Source organism: Mycobacterium sp., from assembly GCF_035506235.1.
Taxonomy (GTDB): domain Bacteria; phylum Actinomycetota; class Actinomycetes; order Mycobacteriales; family Mycobacteriaceae; genus Mycobacterium.
In genome coordinates, this window is sequence record NZ_DATJPU010000100.1 from 51924 (window position 1) to 71405 (window position 19482).

Annotated in this window: 20 protein-coding genes and 2 pseudogenes; 11 read left to right on the forward strand and 11 right to left on the reverse strand. The window is 67.2% G+C overall.

The features are described 5' to 3' along the window. The first annotated feature begins 3 nt into the window (after positions 1–3). Positions 4–1203, forward strand: a complete 1200-nt coding sequence (locus VMD50_RS09500) for a MalY/PatB family protein (RefSeq protein WP_325427132.1) — start codon at positions 4–6, stop codon at positions 1201–1203. Here the strand turns inward: VMD50_RS09500 and VMD50_RS09505 are convergent, their stop codons facing one another. Then, positions 1204–1938, reverse strand: coding sequence for a DUF2652 domain-containing protein (locus VMD50_RS09505; RefSeq protein ID WP_325427134.1), 735 nt, complete (start codon positions 1936–1938; stop codon positions 1204–1206). It abuts the gene before it with no gap. 110 nt (positions 1939–2048) lie between these two features. On the opposite strand from VMD50_RS09505, the gene VMD50_RS09510 reads away from it, so the two are divergent. Further along, entirely contained in the window at positions 2049–2954 is a 906-nt protein-coding gene (locus VMD50_RS09510; protein ID WP_325427135.1) for a haloalkane dehalogenase, read from the forward strand. 5 nt (positions 2955–2959) lie between these two features. Here VMD50_RS09510 and VMD50_RS09515 read toward each other — a convergent pair whose 3' ends face one another. Beyond that, the gene (locus VMD50_RS09515; protein WP_325427137.1) at positions 2960–3991 is read right to left on the reverse strand and encodes an amidohydrolase family protein; all 1032 of its coding nucleotides are present in this window, start codon (positions 3989–3991) and stop codon (positions 2960–2962) included. Positions 3992–4112: 121 nt separating this feature from the next. On the opposite strand from VMD50_RS09515, the gene VMD50_RS09520 reads away from it, so the two are divergent. Beyond that, positions 4113–4559, forward strand: a complete 447-nt coding sequence (locus tag VMD50_RS09520; RefSeq protein WP_325427139.1) for a hypothetical protein — start codon at positions 4113–4115, stop codon at positions 4557–4559. A 10-nt stretch (positions 4560–4569) separates the two neighbouring features. On the opposite strand, the gene VMD50_RS09525 is transcribed toward VMD50_RS09520, so the two are convergent. Beyond that, entirely contained in the window at positions 4570–5316 is a 747-nt protein-coding gene (locus VMD50_RS09525) for a 3'(2'),5'-bisphosphate nucleotidase CysQ (RefSeq protein ID WP_325427141.1), read from the reverse strand. A gap of 184 nt (positions 5317–5500) precedes the next feature. Between VMD50_RS09525 and VMD50_RS09530 the strand changes: the two genes are divergently transcribed. After that, positions 5501–6058: a hypothetical protein gene (locus VMD50_RS09530; RefSeq protein ID WP_325427168.1), complete on the forward strand. Its 558-nt coding sequence runs from the start codon at positions 5501–5503 to the stop codon at positions 6056–6058. Between the two features lie 8 nt (positions 6059–6066). Here the strand turns inward: VMD50_RS09530 and VMD50_RS09535 are convergent, their stop codons facing one another. Next, positions 6067–7242 (reverse strand): thiolase family protein, encoded by a 1176-nt coding sequence (locus tag VMD50_RS09535; RefSeq protein WP_325427143.1) that lies wholly within the window; start codon positions 7240–7242, stop codon positions 6067–6069. 128 nt (positions 7243–7370) lie between these two features. Here VMD50_RS09535 and VMD50_RS09540 point away from each other — a divergent pair, with 128 nt between their 5' ends. Both VMD50_RS09540 and VMD50_RS09545 read left to right on the forward strand, forming a co-directional pair. Continuing rightward, entirely contained in the window at positions 7371–7757 is a 387-nt protein-coding gene (locus VMD50_RS09540; protein ID WP_325427145.1) for a DoxX family protein, read from the forward strand. A gap of 266 nt (positions 7758–8023) precedes the next feature. Continuing rightward, a complete protein-coding gene (locus VMD50_RS09545) occupies positions 8024–8833 on the forward strand; it encodes a class I SAM-dependent methyltransferase (protein ID WP_325427170.1) in 810 nt (269 codons plus the stop codon). Here the strand turns inward: VMD50_RS09545 and VMD50_RS09550 are convergent. Genes VMD50_RS09550 through VMD50_RS09560 form a run of 3 tightly spaced genes read right to left on the reverse strand, consistent with a single transcriptional unit; the run spans position 8821 to position 10370 of the window. After that, a complete protein-coding gene (locus VMD50_RS09550) occupies positions 8821–9243 on the reverse strand; it encodes a hypothetical protein (RefSeq protein ID WP_325427146.1) in 423 nt (140 codons plus the stop codon). The genes VMD50_RS09545 and VMD50_RS09550 overlap by 13 nt on opposite strands. 16 nt (positions 9244–9259) lie before the next feature. After that, positions 9260–9847 (reverse strand): TIGR03086 family metal-binding protein, encoded by a 588-nt coding sequence (locus VMD50_RS09555; protein WP_325427148.1) that lies wholly within the window; start codon positions 9845–9847, stop codon positions 9260–9262. 13 nt (positions 9848–9860) lie between these two features. Continuing rightward, entirely contained in the window at positions 9861–10370 is a 510-nt protein-coding gene (locus VMD50_RS09560) for a PNPOx family protein (protein WP_325427150.1), read from the reverse strand. Between the two features lie 104 nt (positions 10371–10474). Here VMD50_RS09560 and VMD50_RS09565 point away from each other — a divergent pair. From VMD50_RS09565 to VMD50_RS09575, 3 genes and pseudogenes are all read left to right on the forward strand, one after another. Beyond that, positions 10475–11363: pseudogene (locus VMD50_RS09565) on the forward strand (DMT family transporter). 307 nt (positions 11364–11670) lie between these two features. Then, a complete protein-coding gene (locus VMD50_RS09570) occupies positions 11671–13002 on the forward strand; it encodes a magnesium transporter MgtE N-terminal domain-containing protein (RefSeq protein WP_325427152.1) in 1332 nt (443 codons plus the stop codon). Continuing rightward, positions 12999–14645 (forward strand): Nramp family divalent metal transporter, encoded by a 1647-nt coding sequence (locus VMD50_RS09575; RefSeq protein ID WP_325427154.1) that lies wholly within the window; start codon positions 12999–13001, stop codon positions 14643–14645. The genes VMD50_RS09570 and VMD50_RS09575 overlap by 4 nt, the downstream gene beginning before the upstream one ends. 6 nt (positions 14646–14651) lie before the next feature. Here the strand turns inward: VMD50_RS09575 and VMD50_RS09580 are convergent, their stop codons facing one another. After that, the gene (locus tag VMD50_RS09580; RefSeq protein ID WP_325427156.1) at positions 14652–15701 is read right to left on the reverse strand and encodes an MFS transporter; all 1050 of its coding nucleotides are present in this window, start codon (positions 15699–15701) and stop codon (positions 14652–14654) included. Between the two features lie 35 nt (positions 15702–15736). Between VMD50_RS09580 and VMD50_RS09585 the strand changes: the two genes are divergently transcribed. Beyond that, positions 15737–16156 (forward strand): GntR family transcriptional regulator, encoded by a 420-nt coding sequence (locus VMD50_RS09585; protein ID WP_325427172.1) that lies wholly within the window; start codon positions 15737–15739, stop codon positions 16154–16156. An 18-nt stretch (positions 16157–16174) separates the two neighbouring features. Here VMD50_RS09585 and VMD50_RS09590 read toward each other — a convergent pair whose 3' ends face one another. Continuing rightward, complete coding sequence (locus VMD50_RS09590; protein WP_325427158.1) at positions 16175–16408, reverse strand: hypothetical protein; 234 nt, start codon at positions 16406–16408, stop codon at positions 16175–16177. A 90-nt stretch (positions 16409–16498) separates the two neighbouring features. Further along, positions 16499–18442 (reverse strand): molecular chaperone HtpG, encoded by a 1944-nt coding sequence (htpG, locus tag VMD50_RS09595; RefSeq protein ID WP_325427160.1) that lies wholly within the window; start codon positions 18440–18442, stop codon positions 16499–16501. Positions 18443–18534: 92 nt separating this feature from the next. On the opposite strand from htpG, the gene VMD50_RS09600 reads away from it, so the two are divergent. Next, entirely contained in the window at positions 18535–19155 is a 621-nt protein-coding gene (locus VMD50_RS09600) for a TIGR03085 family metal-binding protein (protein WP_325427162.1), read from the forward strand. Between the two features lie 152 nt (positions 19156–19307). Here VMD50_RS09600 and VMD50_RS09605 read toward each other — a convergent pair. Further along, positions 19308–19482 (reverse strand): annotated as a pseudogene (locus VMD50_RS09605) (class I adenylate-forming enzyme family protein); the annotation flags it as partial.

The window sequence follows — 19482 nt, forward strand, 5'->3', positions numbered from 1 at the left end:
GGGGTGACGTTTAACCCGCTGGAGGAACTCACGTTGCCCCAACTGCGGCTGCGCACCAGCATGAAGTGGCGCGCGCATCCGCAGGACGTGTTGCCGCTCTGGGTCGCGGAGATGGACGTCAACCTGGCGCCGACGGTGGCCGCCGCGCTGCGCCGGGCCATCGACATCGGCGACACCGGATACCCTTGCGGCACCGCGCTTGCCGAAGCGGTCAGTGAATTCGCCTCGCAGCGTTGGCAATGGCACGACCTGGAGGTCGGCCGCACCGCGATCGTGCCCGACGTCATGCTCGGCGTCGTCGAAATGCTTCGGCTGGTCACCGACCGCGGTGACGCGGTCGTCGTCAACTCACCGGTCTACGCCCCGTTCTACGCGTTCGTCGCACACGACGGCCGGCGGGTGATCGAGGCGCCGCTGGGCACCGACGGCCGAATCGACTTGGCCTCCTTGGAGGAGGCGTTCGCGCGTGCCGGCGCTTCGGGCCGCAGGGTGGCGTACCTGTTGTGCAACCCGCACAACCCGACCGGGTCGGTGCACACGGTCGAAGAACTGCGCCGGGTTGCCGAGCTTGCCCGCCGCTTCGATGTCCGGGTGGTGTCGGATGAGATCCACGCGCCGGTGATCTTGCCGGGATCGCGATTCGTTCCCTACCTGACCGTGCCGGGCGCGGAGAACGGCCTGGCCGTGACGTCTGCCTCGAAGGCGTGGAACCTCTCCGGCCTGAAGGCGGCCCTGGCCATCGCAGGTCCCGAGGCGGCCGCCGACCTTCGCCGGATGCCGGAGGAGGTCAGCCACGGTCCGAGCCACTTCGGCGTCATCGCCCATGCGGAAGCGTTCCGCAGCGGCGGCGACTGGCTCGGCGCACTGCTGGACGGCCTGGACGCGAACCGGACATTGCTTGGCGATCTGGTCGCCGAATATCTCCCAGGTGTGAAATATCAATGGCCGCAAGGCACTTACCTCGCCTGGCTCGATTGCCGAGAACTCGGCTTTACCGAGGAGCCCGCCGATGGGCTGGCCGTGGTCGCCGATCTGGCCGGGCCGGCGCGCTGGTTCCTCGACCACGCCCGCGTCGCGCTCAGCTCCGGACACGTCTTCGGAACCGGCGGCGCCGGGCATGTGCGGTTGAACTTCGCCACCTCCAAAGCCATTCTCGGCGAGGCCCTATCGCGCATGGGCCAAGCGCTCGAAAAGGCGCGGTAGCTACGCGGGGATGTCCTCGGCGCGGTCCAGGTTGCGGAACCCTTCCGCGGGTTTCTTGATGCCCAACAGGAACGGCAGCGAGCTGAACTCGAACTTCGCCGTCGCCCCGAACCGGCCGAAGAAGCCGCGCGCGGGCGGCGCCGGCAGAACAGCCGGCACCTCCGACGTGGTGAGGTCGATGTAGTGCGTCGACGTGTCCCCGATGCCCTCGAAGTGGTGCACCAGCGGCTTGCACAGCCCACGCATCGGGTCGTCGAGGCACGCGGCGACCGGATCGGTCATCAGCACGTACTCGAGCACGGGCACCGAGTTTTTCAGCATCCGGTGGACCAGGATGACGTCGACACCGGCGAGTTCGACGTGCCGCTTCACCCGTTGCTCCGCCACCTCGCCCACGTGGACCACGAACTTCAGCGACAGGTTGTCCAGCTGCGAACAGCTCGCGCACTCGCAGGCGATGTCGCGCTTGAATCGCTCACGCCGCGCAAGAAACGATTGGCGCATCCGTGACAGCCGGTCGCACACCAGCACTTTGGCGTTGCCGTCCGGCTCCCAGAAGAACGCGGCGTCACCCTCCAGCTTGGCCAGTTTCAGACCTTTGCCGGCGTCGATGACGGACTCCAGCAGTCCGGCCACCGTCTGCTGCGCATGCGCGAGATGGGTGCGGTTCCAGTGCATGTAGTGGGTGTATCCGCCGATGTCGGCGATGAGCAGGACCGCGCGCCGGATGGTCATGATGGTGGGCAGTTTAGTGGTTGCCGGTCAGCGTCTCAATGAATCTACTACTGGACGAAATCGCCTCGCCGCGAGAGGCTTGCAAAGGTCTCACCCCGGAGGAGCCGAGTATGGATGTGCTGCGAACCCCAGACTCCCGATTCGAAAACCTGGAGGGCTATCCGTTCGTAGCGAATTACCTCGACGTGGCCGCGAGCGACACCCGGCCGCTGCGCATGCACTTCCTCGATGAGGGACCGGCCGATGGGCCGCCGATCGTGTTGCTGCACGGCGAGCCCACGTGGAGCTACCTGTACCGCACGATGATTCCGCCGCTGGCCGACGCCGGGAACCGCGTCCTGGCGCCCGACCTGATCGGCTTCGGCCGCTCCGACAAGCCCAGCCGGATCGAGGATTACACCTACCAGCGGCACGTCGAGTGGGTAACCGCCTGGTTCGAGCGCCTCAACCTCAAGGACGTCACGCTGTTCATGCAGGACTGGGGTTCGCTCATCGGTCTGCGCATCGCCGCCGAACAGGGCGACCGGATCGCGCGGCTGGTGGTGGCGAACGGCTTCCTGCCCACCGCGGAGCGGCCCATGCCTCCGGCCTTCTACGTCTGGCGGGCCTTCGCCCGCTACTCCCCCGTGCTCCCCGCCGGTCGCATCGTCGCCGTCGGAACCGTCCGCCGGGTGCCGCCCAAGGTCCGGGCCGGCTACGACGCCCCCTTTCCGGACAAGACCTACCAGGCCGGGGCCCGCGCGTTCCCTCAGCTGGTGCCGACGTCACCGTATGATCCCGCGATCCCGGCCAACAGGGCGACGTGGAAGGCCCTGAGCCGCTGGGAGAAGCCCTTCCTGGCCATCTTCGGCGGGCGCGACCCCATCTTCGGGCGAGCGGACCGCCCCCTGATCAGGCACGTCCCCGGCGCGGCGGGCCAGCCGCACGCGCGCATCAACGCCAGCCACTTCATCCAGGAAGACGCCGGACCGGAACTGGCCGACCGCGTCCTGTCCTGGCAGCAGGCCCTGCGCTGAACCCCTTACCGGGTGCTGATCAGTCGCGAGACGCCGCGCATCACCGCCCTGCTGGCGGCGTGGCGTACCTGGTCGAGCGCCGAGCCGGCATCCGGCGGGGGCGCCGCCCCCAGGCGAGGGAACAGCGTCAGCGCGTTGGTGCGCTCGATCGCCGTCCGGGCGCCGGTGTCCAGCCCGCGGTAGGTTTCCAGGCCGGCGGCGAACAGCTTGCCGGCCGCAACGGGCGCGAAGGGCCAGTCGGAGCCGAAGGTGACGTGCCCGGGCCTGGCGAAGGCGAGCAGGGTCGGCAGCGCCGCGGAGCTCGACGACAACGCGGTGTCGAAGTAGAAGCCCGCGAAGTCATCCAGGCTGTCGGTCAGGGCGCGTCCGGTGTCGCCCATGATGGCGACCGCCATGCGGTGCGAGGCGTAGGGCACGAACCCGCCGGCGTGGCTGAGGATGAACTTGATGTTCGGGTACTTGCGCCGGACACCGTTGCGGACCAGCAGATAGGCCGCGCGGGTGGTGTCGAGCAGGAAGTCGGCGGCGAACGGCGCGACACCGTCCACCGCGGGGCCCGGCAGCTCGCCGGGATGGACGAACACCACCGCAGACCGCGCGTCCAGGGCGGCGAACAGGTCATCCTGGCCGGGCTGACCGAGGTAGGTTCCCGCGTTGTTGGCAAGCAGCACAACGCCGTCCGCGCTCAGTTCGTCGAGCGATCTGGCGACCTCGTCGACGGACTCGCGCCGGTGCGGCAACGGTACGGTCGCGAAGAAGCCGAACCGGTCGGGTTGGGCCCGGGCCAGTTCGGCGAGGTAGTCGTTGATGTCGCGCGCGAGCACTGCGGCATCGGTTGCGCCCGGCACGAACGCGGTGCCCGGCGTCGACACGGACAGGATCGCGGTGGCGACGTTCAGTTCGGCCATCGTCTGCAGCGATCCCTCCGGGCTCCACTGCGGCAACTCGCGACCGCCCGCCTTGTCGATCCCCGCCTGTCGCAACAGGTCTCGATAGAACGACGGGATGGCGTGGTGGTGGGTATCGATCCGCGACATCGCTGCTCCTTCCGTCACTGACCGCATTCAGCCGGATCTCGTTCTGTAGCGATCACTACGGTAGTGTACTGAACGCGGGTTTTCCCTGTCGCCACACACGCCCGGATGGAACGATCGGCGCATGGACATGGTGACGATGGGCCTCGTCGGTACGGTCGTGGGTGCATCGGCCATGGGCATAGCGGGCGTCGCGAGGTCGGCCGCCGACAACTTGCTTCCCGGGATGGTGGAAGGCAGCAAGAGCAAGCATCAGATGAAGATGCACCTGCACTCACAGCGTTGTGACGCTATCCAGCGCTGGCGCAGCGGCTTGGCGAATGCGCGCGACGCCTACCAGTACTGGGCCTGCGGCCCCCGCAACGGCGATCCGCCCAACGTCGTCGGTGACGAGTGGTTCGAAGGCTTGCGGCCGTACCTGCCGACCACCGGCGAAGCGGCCAAATTCCGCACCGCGCACGAAGTCCATTGCGACAACCCGACTCTCATGCTGCTGTCGCTCGAGATCGGGCGGGTCGAGAAGGAGTGGACCGAGGAGGCCAAGGGACGCCGGCGCCGCCCGCGCAGCTAAGGTCGAGCAATCACCCGACGCTGGGCGCCGACGTAACCGCGAGGACCGCCTCGGCGAGTTCGGGTCGGCACACCAAAAGATCGGGCAGTTTGGGGTCCGGCTGGTTGTAGGTCAACGCCGATCCGTCGATGCGCGAGGTGTGCAGTCCGGCGGCCCGGGCCACCGCGACCGGAGCCGCCGAGTCCCATTCGAACTGGCCGCCGGCGTGCACGTACACGTCGGACAACCCCTGAACGATCGACGCTACTTTGGCTCCGGCAGAACCCATTTCCACCAGGATGCCGCCCAGCGCGTCGCGAACGGTGAGCGCGATAGCGGGTGGCCGGGTGCGGGAGACGACGATGCGCGGCTGTTCGGGCGCGGCCGGAGGCGCGTCGACGTGTGGCGTCGCCAGCGTGACGGCCTGCGCCGGCAGCGCCACGGCACCGGCCACGAGCTCACCGGCCTGCCAGAGCGCGACGTGCACCGCCCAGTCGTCGCGGCCGAGCTCGGAGAATTCCCGGGTCCCGTCGAGCGGATCGACGATCCACACCCGCTCCGAACGCAATCGCACCGGGTCGTCGGCGCCCTCCTCGGACAACACCGCGTCGTCGGGTCGCGCACCGGCCAGCGCCTCCATCAGGAAGACGTGGGATCGCTTGTCCCCCACCGCTTTCCGCTCGACGGCGTCGGCGCCGGCGAACTCCTCCCGAACCGCGAGCAACAGCCGCCCCGCCTCGGTGGCCAGCCGCGCGGCCAGCGCGTGATCATCGTTCATCCGCAACTCCACAGATCGGTTCAGAAACTTGAATAAGTTGGTAGTGTTGACCAACTTTACCCGCGCCATAATTCTTGCCGCAGACGGCCCCCGGGCCCGACGTTTCTGCCATAACCTGGTGAACGTGAGCGGGGGCAACGTCTCATCATCGAACCGGTTGCGGTTTCCGGGGGGACATCTGGGGATGGTCGGCGCCGTCGTGGGTGTGCTGCTGATCGGCGCGCTCGTCTTCGGCGCGCTGAAGCTGATCGGCGGCCACCAGCGCGCCTCGCCGCAGCCCACGACCCCACCTTCCTCGCCGACGTACTTCGCCATCCCGGGCTGCTACAACCCGTCGGTCCCGCCGGTCGAGCGTCCGAAGAAGCTCAACGTGCTGGGGTGCGCGAGCGTAGCCGTTGCGCTGCAAGACATGTCGTGGACCTCCTGGGGGCCACAGGGCGCCGACGGGACCGGCACCGCCGTCTTCAAGATCTGCGACCCGAACTGTGCCGCCGGGTATCAGCTCACCGACCCCGTCGTCGTACACGCGTGGAATGCGCAGCCCCCCCGGCCCGACGCGATCTGCCAGGCCGGTCTGAAGATCTTCGCCGACCTGGTGTTGGCCTTCCCCAAGGCGACCCCGCCACCGACCGCGCAGAAAATGAACACTCAGTACAACGGAATGCCGGCCGTGCATTACGCCAACTATTCGCCCGCCAATACTCCCGACACGCAATTCATCGGCTATACGTTCTGCAATTAGCCGGGTGGTCAGACCTGGATGACGACGGCCCCGCCCTGGCCGCCGCCCGCGCACATCGCCGCCACGCCGATGCCGCCGCCCCGGCGGGCCAGCTCATAGGTCAGGGTGGTGACCATGCGTGCGCCCGAGGCCGCGATGGGGTGGCCGAGGCTGCACCCGCTGCCGGAGAAATTCACCTTCTCCTCGTCGATGCCGTACGCCCGGCAGGCCGCGATCGGCACTGAGGCGAACGCCTCGTTGATCTCCCACAGCGCCACGTCGCCGACCGAAAGCCCGGCCCGCTGGAGCGCCTTGCCGATCACCTTGACGGCACCGAGGCCGGTGTCCCGGGGCGCCACGCCCACCGCGGCCCACGCCTTGACCGTGCCCATCACGTTGAGCTTCTCGGCGAGGGCGTAGTCGCGGTCGACGAGCGCGACCGCGGCGGCGGCGTCGTTGGTGCCGCTGCTGTTGCCCGCCGTGATCGAGAACCCCTCGATCTCGGGGTGCAGCACTTTGAGCGCCGCGAGCTTCTCGACGGTGGTGTCCCGGCGGGGATGCTCGTCGAGGGAGAACTCGGTGACCGAACCGTCGGCCTGGGTGATCTTGAGCGGGACGATCTCGTCGAGGAACTTCCCCGCATCCATCGCCGCGATGGCGCGCTGATGCGACCGGGCGGCCCAGGCGTCCATCTCCTCGCGGGTGATGCCGACCGCCTGCGCGGTGTTCCATCCGACGGTGATCGACATGTCCTTGGTCGGCGCGTCCGGGGTCTCGACGTGGGTGGGCGGCAGCCACCGCTCCTCGAACTTCAGCTCGGGGCCGGGAATCCGCTGATTCATCAATGGGGTCATCGACAGCGACTGCACGCCGCCGGCGATGAGCACGCGCTCCATCCCGGAGCCGATCTGCGCCGCGGCGTTGCCGATGGCGGTGAGGCTACCCGCGCAGTGCCGGTTCACCGCCTGCCCGGGGATATCCTCCAGGCCCGTCGCGGCGGCCGCATACCGCGCCAAATCGCCTCCGCCGTAATGGGATTCGGCGAAGATGATGTCATCGATCGCCGACGGGTCGACGCCCGACCTGCGCACCACCTCGGGAAGCACCGTGGTGATCAGCGTCTCGGGCGGCGTGTTGACCAGCGTGCCCTTGAAGGAGCGGCCGATCGCCGTCCTGGTGGCTCCGACGATCACGGGTGTAGCCATGTTTTCAACCTCATCACGGTGGGCGGCCAGACGCCGCGAATCGTATCAAATACTGTATGAGCAATAGTAACGCGCTAAGTTCACCGGTGGGGTCCCGCGACGGCCTCGCGCAGGACACAATGAGCCCCATGACCACCCTCGTTGAGCTCGACACGACCAGGACATCCGCATATCGAGTTGCGGCGATGCTGATGGGCATCGGCACCGTCCACTTCCTGTCGCCCGAACCGTTCGACACGATCGTTCCCGCAGAGTTGCCGGGCGACGCGCGGCTCTACACCTACGCATCGGGACTCGCCGAGATAGTCACCGGCGCGTTGCTGGTGCCCCGACGCACCCGGCGGCAGGCCGCGCTGGCGGCCGCCCTGCTGTTCGTCGCCGTGTTCCCGGCCAACGTCAACATGTGCCGGTTGTGGTGGGGCAAGCCCTGGCCGATGCGCATCGCCGCGCTGGCCCGGCTGCCGCTACAGATTCCGATGATCACCACCGCGCTCAAAATCAGGCGCAACAGCTGAGTTTTCACCTCCGCCGCATCGGCCTCGGCTCGGGGAGTGGTGCTTCTGTTGTCCACCTCGGCGCGACAAATCCGGTGATGCAGCGCGACGGCCGCACGTTGTCGCGCTGAGGTGGACGAAAATGTGTGCCCTCGGATGCGGAGACTGTTGTGGCGGATGTGACACCACGACGCAACAGCGCGTTAAAAGGGTTGGTGCGCAAGCTACTATCGCAGCAGTCGTCCAAGGTGGCTGATAGCCTGGCGCTTGTGCCTGAGGCGGCGAAGATTCGCGTCAGTTTGACGGGGGCACCGGAAACGATGCTGGCGACTCTGTACGCAAGGGCATTGGACGCAGGCCGCGACGAGCCGTTTCTCGGTGACAACTTTGCCAAGGACTTGGTGAACCGCATCGACTACGACTGGCGTAAGACCGGTGTCACAGCGCGCAATTCCTCCGCAGGCACGATTCGCACCACCTACTTCGACAGGTCAGCGCGTCAATTCCTCGCTCTGCACGACCGCGCGCTGGTGCTGCATCTTGGGTGCGGGCTGGACGATCGCGTGTTCCGGATCGACCCCGGCCCCGGTGTCGAGTGGTACGACGTTGACTATCCCGAGGTCATCGCGTTGGTGGAGCAGCTATATCCGGCCCGCGAGCACTATCACCCGGTCGCGGCCTCCGTCACGGATCCGGCTTGGTTGAGCGACATCCCAGCCGACCGCCCGGTGCTCGTCATCGCCGAAGGCCTGACCTACTACCTGACCCAGGACGACGGCATCGCATTGCTGCGCCGGGTGGTCGAGCGCTTCCCCTCCGGCGAACTGCACTTCGATGTGTGCAACTGGCTCAGCATCAAGGTGCAGAAGTTCAACCCTGTCGTCCGGCGGTCGGGATCAACGCTGCACTGGGCGGTCAACGAGCCCGGCGACATTCTCCGGGCGGTTCCCGGTGTTCGACTGCTGGAAGCGGTCTCCGTGTTTGAAACCGCTGAGTTCAAGCGTCTGCACAACGGGGTCTACCAGGCCCTCGGAAAACTGATGCGCGCCGTCCCGACCCTGCGAAAGGTCGCGCAATTCCACCGCTATGCCTTTTGAGTGGAATCAGACTGTCGGGACTGACAGGCCAGGTACACGACGATCAGGACCGCAATCGCGCCTCCGATGACACTCTTCACGAAGTCCGGCCCCCTGGACGGATAGATCCCGGTGCGTACCAGGTGAACGCGCCCAAGCAGCTCAAGCAGGACGAAGGCGATGCCCAGGAGCCGGCCGGTTCTGTTCCGCAGCAATAACGACATGCCGGCGGCAACGTAGCAGGCCCCGACGACGGCAGTCCGGAAGGACGGTTTCAGGGGCTTGGACAGCAATCCCAACCAGTTACCGGTGATGCCTACCCATACCTCGGACAACCCCGCGAAGATGCAATAGACAGCGGCGATGTTTATTCCGGTGCGCCTTGCCGGATTCGGTAATGCTGTTGCCCCGCATCGGTTCACGGCACTCATCGAGGACAGCCCGCACTCAGCCGCGGCCATCGACCGAGCGCCCGAGAAAGGCCATGAGCCGGGCCGTCGGCGTCGAACCCGCCGGTGCAGACTGCGCCGGCCCGAAGCCGCCGGGGCGCCGCAACAGGCCCTCCGGCACCGACTCCACCAGCCCACGGCACAGCGCCAGCAGGTCCGCGGGGAGCTCGATGAGCCGGCCTTGTGAGCAATGCACGTCCCAGCTGTGCAGCGCCACGTCCGAGACCGGATAGGTCAGCGCCCGGTGCAACGGAACCTCGCCCTCCGGCGACTTCCGCGTCGCGTCAAAATCGGTGCCGGGCAGGGCTTCTCGCAGCCGGGTGTCCAGCTCGCGCAGCCGTGCCGCCGGGTCGTCACACACCCAGTCGGCCGGCCGAGAGGGAGCGTCCCAGACCTCGCCGTCCTCCACGAGTGTCACGATCTTCGCTGCGCTGCCCGTAGCGTGACCGACCAGGTCACTCAAGCTCCAACCCTCGAGGTTGGACGGCTGGCGCCAGCTCTCCGGTGGTATCTGTCCCACCGCGTCGATGAGCAGGTCCATAGCCTCGGCGGCCAAACCGCCGATCCGCGCGTTGGTGCCATTCATGAGCGCATGGCAATCACCCTGCGGCCGTTTGCCTTTTCGGCGTTCCGGCGCGATGCAGCCACAAGAAGTCGTTCTGTCCGGCGGCACCCGCCAGGAAAGGCCTGACCAGCAGCGGATAAGCCTTCATCGCCGCCTTGCGGGTAATCACCTCGGGCCGTTCCAGCGCATACTCGTTACCGTTCCACGTGAGTGTGCAGTGGCCGGCGGCCAGCACGTTCTCCAGCCAGTCAACGTACGGGTATGCCGCCGCGAGCACGAAGCCATCACCGAGCGGGTAGGCACTCAGCGGCGTCACGTAGGCCCGGCCACTGCGCCGGCCGACGTGGTGCAAGGCGCTGAGGTTGAAATAGAGCATCCCGAGCCGGGTTCCGGCGACCCTGCGCAGATAGGGATTCAATCGCTTGGTGGCTTGCCGCGTCCGATCGCTGATCCGCCTCACGTGCATCAGCATCCCCCAGCCGAGCAACAGCAGATACAACGTAACGACGGCGCCGAGGAGAATAGCGGCCAGCATCACAAGCACATTTAGAAGCCTCCGACGCGTCACGAGCACCGACTTTTCGCCGCACGCCGCCAACGGTCTAGGGTCGCAAGTCCCTACGTCGATCGATCACAAAGGAGGTCCTCGTGGGCCGGACGGGCATCGCGGCACTGCTCGCGCTCGGAGCCGCGTTGATGATCGGCATCGGGGACGTCCTCGAACAGCGATCCGCCCAACAGGTCACCGACAAGCCGGTCGGCACCTTCGCGCTGTTCCGCCGGCTCCTGCACGATCGGCGATGGTGGGCGGGCAGCCTGGTGGCCGCCGCGGGGTTCGGTCTGCAGGCCGCGGCTCTGGGCCTGGGTTCGGTGTTGCTCGTGCAAGCGCTGTCGGTGACCTCGTTACTGTTCGCGTTGCTCATCAGTGCGAGGGTCAACCACCGCAGGATCACTCGCCGGCAAGCGGTTTGGGCCACGCTGCTCGTCGCCGCCGTTGCGGTCGTGGTGACGGTCGGCAACCCGCAGGCCGGGAACCCGCGGGGATCGCCTGAGACATGGACCGTCGTGGGCCTGGTGATGGGCCCATTCCTGATCCTGTGCGTGATCGGCTCTCGCGTGTTCTCCGCGTCGGTCGGCGCGCTCTTGCTCGGGCTGATGTCCGGCTCACTGTTGGGGCGTGTTCTCTGTCTTGACCAAGGGCGTGGTCGACCAGCTCGACCGCGGCATCCCGGCGTTGCTGCGCACCCCAGAGTTGTACGCGTGGGCGGTGCTGGGTATCGCCGCGACGGCCTGGGAGCAGTCGGCGTTTCGGGCCGGACCGCTGACCGCGTCGCTGCCCGCGGTGACCGTCGCCGAGCCCGTGGTGGGATCGGTGCTCGGTGTCACCGTGTTGGGCGAGACGCTGAGGACCAACACCGCCGGCCTGGTCGTACTCGGGATATCCGCCGCCGTCATGGTGGCGGCGGTGATCGCGCTGGCGCACAGCCAGGCCGCCGGGGCACCGCAGTCCGATCCCCCGCGAACCGATCCGCCCTAGCGTGCCGGCCGGATCGACATGAGCGAATTCCCTTGAGCCACGGGCCGTCTCGTCAGGTCCGATCACGCGGCCGTCGAGGATTCCCAGCGCGGCCCATTCCGGGTGCGGCGCGCAGCCGGTGCGCCGGATGCGCGATGGCTATCCGACGTTTACCTGCCGGGTGTGGTCATCCACCGCGGCGGAGGCGTACGCTCTGGCGGCCGAGCCGGTCAAGCCACCATACTTGCGCCATCACCGAACCTGGTTGTAAGCCGCACCCGCGCATGGCATTCTGCGGGCGACTATCGCACAGCGTTGAGGAGGACAAGTGAGCACATCGGAGACCGCCGAGCGCCGCGGCTCGCTGCCGGTAATCCATCTCTCGGAGCTGCTGCGCGCGCCGGTCCTGGCCCGCTCCGGTGAGGCCGTGGGCCGCGTCGAGGACGTCATCGTGCGGCTCCAGGACGCCGATGAATATCCGCCCGTGACCGGGATCGTCGCCGGGGTCGGCGGGCGGCGGGTGTTCGTCGGCAGCAAGTCCATCGACGAGTTCGCGCCGGGACGAATCGTCCTGACGAAGAACAAAGTTGACCTCCGCGGCTTTGAGCGCCGTGACGGCGAGGTGCTGTTGCGCGCCGACGTGTTGGGCCACCGGCTGATCGATGTGGCCGCCGTGGACTTGGTGCGCGCCTATGACGTCGAGCTCGAAGACACCGGCGCCGGGTGGGTGCTCGCGCGCCTGGACACCCGGCGCCCGCCGCGGCTGTTCGGGTTGATCAAGCAGTCCGGCGGGCACGCCGCCCGCGATTGGAAGGCGTTCGAGCCGCTGATCGGCCACGCCCGCTCCGATGCCGTGCGGCGCCTATCGGACCGGTTCGGCGAGTTCAAAGCCGCCGAGATCGCCGATCTTCTCGAGGAAGCGGACAAGGCCGAAGGCGGCGAGATTCTCGACCGCGTGCACAACGACCCCGAACTGGAAGCCGACGTGTTCGAGGAGCTGGACCCCGAAAAGGCCAGTCGCCTCCTCGACGGCATGCCCGACGACGAGGTCGCGGCCCTGCTGGGCCGGATGCGCGCCGACGACGCCGCCGACGCCATCGCCGACCTGCGCCAGTCACGACGCCGGCGCGTGCTGGACCTGATGCCCGCCCCGCAGCGCACCAAGGTGATCACGCTGATGGGGTTCAACCCCGAGAGCGCCGGCGGGTTGATGAACGTCGACTTCGTCTCGTGCGCCGCCAACGCCACCGTCGGCTCGGCGCTGGCGCTCATCGGGGCCGCCCGCACCGTCCAGCCGGAGGCGTTGGTCAAGGTGCACATTCTCGATGAGGGCAAACGCCTCGAGGGTGTGGTGTCGGTGATCACCCTGCTGCAGGCCGAGGCCAGCGAAAGCGTTGGGGCACTGATGGATTCCGATCCCGTGTGCGTCAGCGCCGACGCGGACCTGACCGACATCGCGCTCCTCATGGCCGACTTCAACCTGTACTCCATCCCCGTCGTCGACGAGCAGGACCGCGTGCTCGGCATCGTGACCGTCGACGACGTCCTGGAAGAGACCATCCCCGAGGACTGGCGCCGGCGTGAACCCGCGCCCCGTCCGTTCCGCGAAATCACCCAAGCCGACGGCCACGGCCCCGGTTCCGGAGGCGAGGCACCGTGACCTCGAGCGCCGACAAGACCTCGCAACCCGTGGCGGCCCCCAGCGCGGTGCTCGACTCCGCGCACCTGGGTGATATCGAGGGCGCGTTCGGTCGCATCAAACTCAGCGATGCGGACCATCCCCGGACATGGAAGACGCGGCTGCTGACGCTGCTGGCCATCGTCGGTCCCGGCATCATCGTGATGGTCGGCGACAACGACGCCGGCGGGATAGCCACCTACGCCCAGGCCGGCCAGAACTACGGCTACTCGCTGCTGTGGGTGCTGCTGCTGCTCATCCCGGTGCTCATCGTCAACCAGGAGATGGTGGTCCGCCTGGGCGCGGTCACCGGTGTGGGGCACGCCCGGTTGATCAACGAACGCTTCGGCCGCGGCTGGGGCTGGTTTTCCGTCGGCGACCTGTTCCTGCTCAACTTCCTGACGATCGTCACCGAGTTCATCGGCATCAGCCTGGCGGCCGACTACATCGGCGTCTCCAAATACGTCGCGGTGCCGATCGCGGCGGTCGCGCTGGTCGCCATCATGGCCAGCGGCAGCTTCCGTCGCTGGGAGCGGGCCATGTTCGTCTTCATCGCCGTCACCCTGCTGCAGATCCCGATGCTGTTGATGTCGCACCCACAATGGGCGCAGGCGGCAAAATCGTTTGTGGTGCCAAGCATCTCGGGCGGCGTGAGCTCCGATGCGGTGCTGCTGATCATCGCCATCGTGGGCACGACCGTGGCGCCCTGGCAGCTGTTCTTTCAGCAGTCCAACGTTGTCGACAAACGCATCACGCCCCGGTTCATGGCCTACGAGCGCGCCGACACCGTCATCGGGGCTTTCGTGGTGATCGTCGGCGCGGCGGCGCTGGTGATGACCGGCGAATGGGCCGCCCGGTCCACCAACACCGTGGGTGGCTTCACCGATGCCGGTGCGACCGCCCACCTGCTCGGCCAGCAGAGCAACGTGCTCGGCGCGATCTTCGCCATCGTGCTCATGGACGCGTCGATCATCGGCGCGGCCGCGGTCACGCTGGCCACCAGCTACGCCTTCGGCGACGTGTTCGGCCTCAAGCACTCGCTGCACCGCGGATTCGCCGACGCCAAGCAGTTCTACGTGTCCTACGCGGCGATGGTGGTGCTGGCCGCGGGCATCGTCCTGATCCCCGGTGCGCCCCTGGGGCTGATCACCACCGCGGTGCAGGCTCTCGCCGGCCTGCTCCTGCCCAGCGCCAGCGTGTTCCTGCTGCTGTTGTGCAATGACCGGGAAGTGTTGGGGCCGTGGGTCAATCGACCGTGGCTCAACGGCGTCGCCGGCCTGATCGTCGGCACCCTGCTGCTGTTGTCGGGAATCCTGATGGCCACCACGCTGTTTCCCCACATCGACGTCGTCGCCGTCGCCGGATACCTGACGCTGGCGCTGATCGCGCTTGCGGCGGCCGCGGTGCCGACGCTGCGGTGGATGGCCCGCCGACAGCCCGCGCCGCCGGCCGCCAAACCGCCGGCGCGTCCCGTCGACCGCGACACCTGGCGGATGCCGCCACTGACCCTGCTCGAACCGGTCACCTGGTCCCCCGGCACCCGGCTCGGAATGATCGCCCTGCGCAGCTACCTGGTCGTCGGCGCGCTGTTGCTGGTAGTCAAAGCCGTCCAGCTGGGCCGCTGACCGTCGCTATTGCGGCAGCGCCTCACCCCGGGTCTCGGGAGCCAGCGGGATGACGAAAAGTCCGATGACGAAGGCGACGGCCGTCAGCGCGACGGGCAATCCCAGCGTGTGCGTGTGCAGGACCGCCGCGCCGAGCAGGAAGTTCACGCCCGCGCCGACGAAGCGGCCGAACGAGGTGCAGAACGCGAACGCCGTCGCGCGCACGCGGGTCTCGAACTGCTCGGGCAACCAGAGGCTGAAGATGGCGAAGTTGCCGCCGAAGAACCCGAGTACGAACAGCCACGCGATGAACGGCGCCAGCCCGTTAGGCAGATAGAACGCCCAACCGAAGCTGCCGGCGATCGAAACCGCCATTCCTGCAAAGTAAATCGCGAGCGTCTTCCTGCGCCCGATACGCTCGGACAGCACCGGCACGATCAGACACCCCAGGATCGTGCCGATGGACAACAGGCCCGTGGCCCAGGATGCGGTCCTGGTTGCATCACCCTTGTCGAAGCCCGCGTGCTGCGCCAACTGGATCACGGCCGTCGGTTCGTAGACCGCGCCCGCCCACAGCCCCACGATCGCAATCGTCAGCAGGGCACAGGCCACCCAGGTGCGGCGCCGGTAGCGCCGCCCGAGGATCTCGCGCAACGGCCTCACGCGTGCCGCGGGGTCGGCCTCGAGCTTCTCCCACTTCTCGGTCTCCTGCACCCGGGTGAGGATCAGGATCGCCACGACGACGGGCACCGCACCGGTCAGAAACATTGCGCGCCAACCGAACTGCACACCGATGGTGTAGTTCAGGGCCGCCGCCAGGAAGAATCCGGCGTAGTAGCCGGTCTGCAGATAGCCCGCCCCCATCTTGCGCCGGTCCTCGGGCCACGCCTCGGCCACATAGGTTCCCGCCAGCGCCCACTCGCCGCCGATACCGACGCCCGCGATGAAGCGGAAGGTCGCGAGCTCCCACACGTTTTGCGCCGCGGCCGAAAGCCCGGTGAAGATCGCGAACGTGAAGATGGTCGCGGCCAGCACCTTGGTCCGCCCGAAGCGGTCGGCGATCGGCCACCGTCGCACCGCTGTCGGCCGATGAGGCGCGGGAAGTCTACGAGATCCGCGCCGCGCTCGAGAGTCTCGCCATCGGGCTGGCGATACCGGCCCACACGCCGGCCTCGCTGTGCCGGGCCGAAACACTGTGCAAGGCGGCTTCGGCCGAAACGGAGCCGTCGCTTTATGTCGCGCGCAACGAGGCCTTTCACATGAGCCTCTACGAGCCCGCCGGGCGCCCACAGCTTTCCGCAATGATCGCGATGCTGCACGAGCGCGGCGAACGCTACCTGCGGCTCAAGTTCGGTCTGCCGTCCTTCAAGGGACAGTCCGACCGGGAGCACGCGGCACTGCTCGACGCCGTGCGCCGACGCGACGTGGCGAGCGCGCAATCGCTGGTGAGCAGGCACCTACTCGATACCGGGGAACTGCTTTACCGCGTCCTTTCCGAGGACCCGAATAGCCTTGGGAAACAAGCTTTTTGATGCGGGCCGACCGGTCGCCTAATGCGGAGCGCGGGGGCGGGCAACCGACGCCGGGCGGCGGCTCGCCACGGCGGTAAACCCCTCGGTGTCGTCGAAGAACGCCCACTGCCCGTCGTCGTCGACCTCCATACGCCAGCCCAGTTCGGAACTGCCGATGGAGCCGGTGAACCACGCGTGAGCGTCCTCCGCGCTGTCAAATTTCTTTGTCGCCACGATCTCGCCATGTGGGTCGACAATTCGAAACGTGGCCATGAGATGTGATTATCCCTCGTGCCGCGTTTTCAATCACGTGTGTGTTTGCTGTGACCCTTGTGAACTTTAAATAACGGGCCGGGGGCGCGCTCAGATCGTGCGGGCCAGGCGGTCGGCGAGCAGCTCGGCGAACCGCGCCGGGTCCTCGAGTGCGCCGCCTTCCGCGAGCAGCGCCGTGCCGTAGAGCAGCTCGGCGGTCTCGGCGGCCACGGTGCGGGCGGCGTCGTCGTCCGCCGTCTTGTGCGCGTCCCGCAGGCCGGTGACGAGCGGATGATTCGGGTTGAGTTCGAGGATCCGCTTGCCGATCGGAACGTCCTGCCCGGATGCCCGGTAGAGGCGGGCGAGCGCCGGCGTGATCCCGAAGGCGTCGGTGATCAGGCAGGCCGGCGACTCGGTCAGGCGGGTGGACAGGCGCACCTCCTTGACGTGCTCGCTCAACGTCTCCGTCAACCAGGCCAGCAGGTCGGCGAACTCCTTCTGCTGCTCCTCACGCTCGGCGTCGCTGTGTTCCTTCCCGGAGTCGAGGTCGACCTCGCCCTTGGCCACCGACTGCAGCGGTTTGCCGTCGAACTCGGTCACGGTTCCGACCCAGACCTCGTCGACGGGATCGGTGAGCAGCAGGACCTCGTACCCCTTGGCCTTGAAGGCCTCGAGGTGCGGCGACTTGAGGAGCTGCTGCCGGGTCTCGCCGGTGGCGTAGAAGATCTGCTGCTGGCCGTCCTTCATGCGCTCGACGTACTCGGCCAGGGTGGTGGGTTCCTCGTCGCTGTGCGTCGAGGCGAACGAGGCAACGCGGAGCAGGGCGTCCTGGTTGTCGAAGTCCGACAGCAGGCCCTCCTTGAGGACCCTGCCGAACTGGGTCCAGAAGGTGCGATAGTCGTCCGGCCGCTCCGACTGCAGGTCCTTGATGGTGGAGAGGACCTTCTTGGTCAGCCGGCGCCGGATCGCCTTGATCTGCCGATCCTGCTGCAGAATTTCGCGAGACACGTTGAGCGACAAGTCCTGCGCGTCGACGACGCCCTTGACGAAGCGCAGGTACTCCGGCATCAGCTCGTCGCAGTCGCCCATGATGAACACGCGTTTGACGTACAGCTGGACGCCGGTCTTGGCGTCGCGGTTGAACAGGTCGAACGGGGCGTGGGAGGGGATGAACAGCAAGGCCTGGTATTCGAAGGTGCCCTCGGCCTTCATCGCGATCACCTCGAGCGGGTCGTCCCACGCGTGCGCGATGTGCTTGTAGAACTCCTTGTACTCCTCCTCGGAGACCTCGTCTTTGGGCCTGGCCCACAGCGCCTTCATGGAGTTGAGGGTGTCCGTCTCGACGGTGACGGTCTCCTCGCCACCGTCCTCGGTGGCCGGCGTGCGCTTCTCGACCTCCATCCGGATGGGCCACGCGATGAAGTCGGAGTACCGCTTGACCAGGTTCCTGATCTTCCACTCCGCGGTGTAGTCGTGCAGCTCGTCCTCGGCGTCTTCGGGCTTGAGGTGCAGGGTGACCGCGGTGCCCTGGGGGGCGTCCTCGACGGATTCGATGGTGTAGGTGCCCTCGCCGCTCGATTCCCACCGGGTGGCTTCGCTCTCGCCGGCCTTGCGCGTCAGCAGCTCAACCTTGTCGGCGACCATGAAGCTCGAGTAGAAGCCGATGCCGAACTGGCCGATCAGTTCCTCGGAGGCCCCCGCGTCCTGGGCATTCTTGGCCTCCCTGAGCTGCTGACGCAGCTCGGCCGTGCCGGACTTGGCCAGCGTGCCGATGAGATCCACCACCTCGTCGCGCGTCATCCCGATGCCGTTGTCGCGAACGGTCAGGGTGCGCGCGTCCTTGTCGACATCGATCTCGATATGCAGATCGGAGGTGTCGACATCGAGGTCCTTGTTGCGGAACGCTTCCAGCCGCAGCTTGTCCAGCGCGTCGGAGGCGTTCGAGATCAGCTCCCGCAGAAACGAATCCTTGTTGGAGTAGACCGAGTGGACCATCAGATCCAGCAGTTGGCGAGCCTCTGCCTGAAACTCCAGCTGCTCGACACGTGCGTTCATGGCATTCCCTACATTCCTGTCCTAGGCATGACGTTTCAAATTTACCGAGATGCGCATGGCCCGTGCGCAGGGGCTGGCCCTACCCTGAACGCATGACCGTTGCTCAACGCGAACGTGCCGCCCTGGTCGACACACTACGCGCCGTCGGGCCGGATGCGCCCACCCTGTGCGAAGGCTGGAAGACCCGAGATTTGGCCGCTCACCTGGTGATTCGGGAGTACCGCCCCGACGCCGCGCCGGGCATCCTGATACCGTTTTTCGCCCCTCACACCGCAAAGGTGCAGGACGAGGTGGCCGGGCAGACCGATTGGGACGAGCTGGTGGACAAAATCGCGTCCGGTCCGCCCGCCTACTCACCGTTCAAGCTGCTCGACCCGGTCGCCAACGTCGCCGAAATGTTCATCCACCACGAGGACGTGCGCCGCGCGCAATCGGGCTGGGAGCCGCGCGTGCTCGAACAGGGGCTGTGCCGTGCGCTGCGCCGCACGCTGCCGCTGATGGCCCGGCTGACGCTGGCGAAGGTCCCCGGCCGGGTTGCCTTGCGCATCCCGGAGGGTAAGACGATCCTGACCGCCGGCCGGGGCCCGTCGGTGGTGGTGACCGGCGCACCCGAGGAGCTGCTGCTGTTTTCCGTCGGGCGCGAGGCGCGGGTCGAGTTCGACGGCGATCCGGCGGCGATACAGGCTGTCCGCGAGGCGCCGAAGGGGTTGTAGCCGCCGCGTCACACCGGCCATTTCGGCACCGTGAAAAGGGCATGACCCGAATCGAGAACTTGATGGTGTGGTCGATCGGCTCCGCGTCGCCCGGAAGACGCTGATCCCGAGTTTCCTTATGCATGAGCGTGTTGAATGAGTGATCGCCGAGGTCACCCGAAGGCCTCGCGAAGGTCTTTCTTGATCACCTTTCCGAATTGGTTGCGCGGCAGCGCGTCGACGATCACCAGGCGCTCGGGATGTTTATAGCGGCTCAGCCCTTGCGAACGGCAGTGCCGCACCAGGGATTCCAACGAGACAACGTCATCCGGTGCGGGCACCACCACG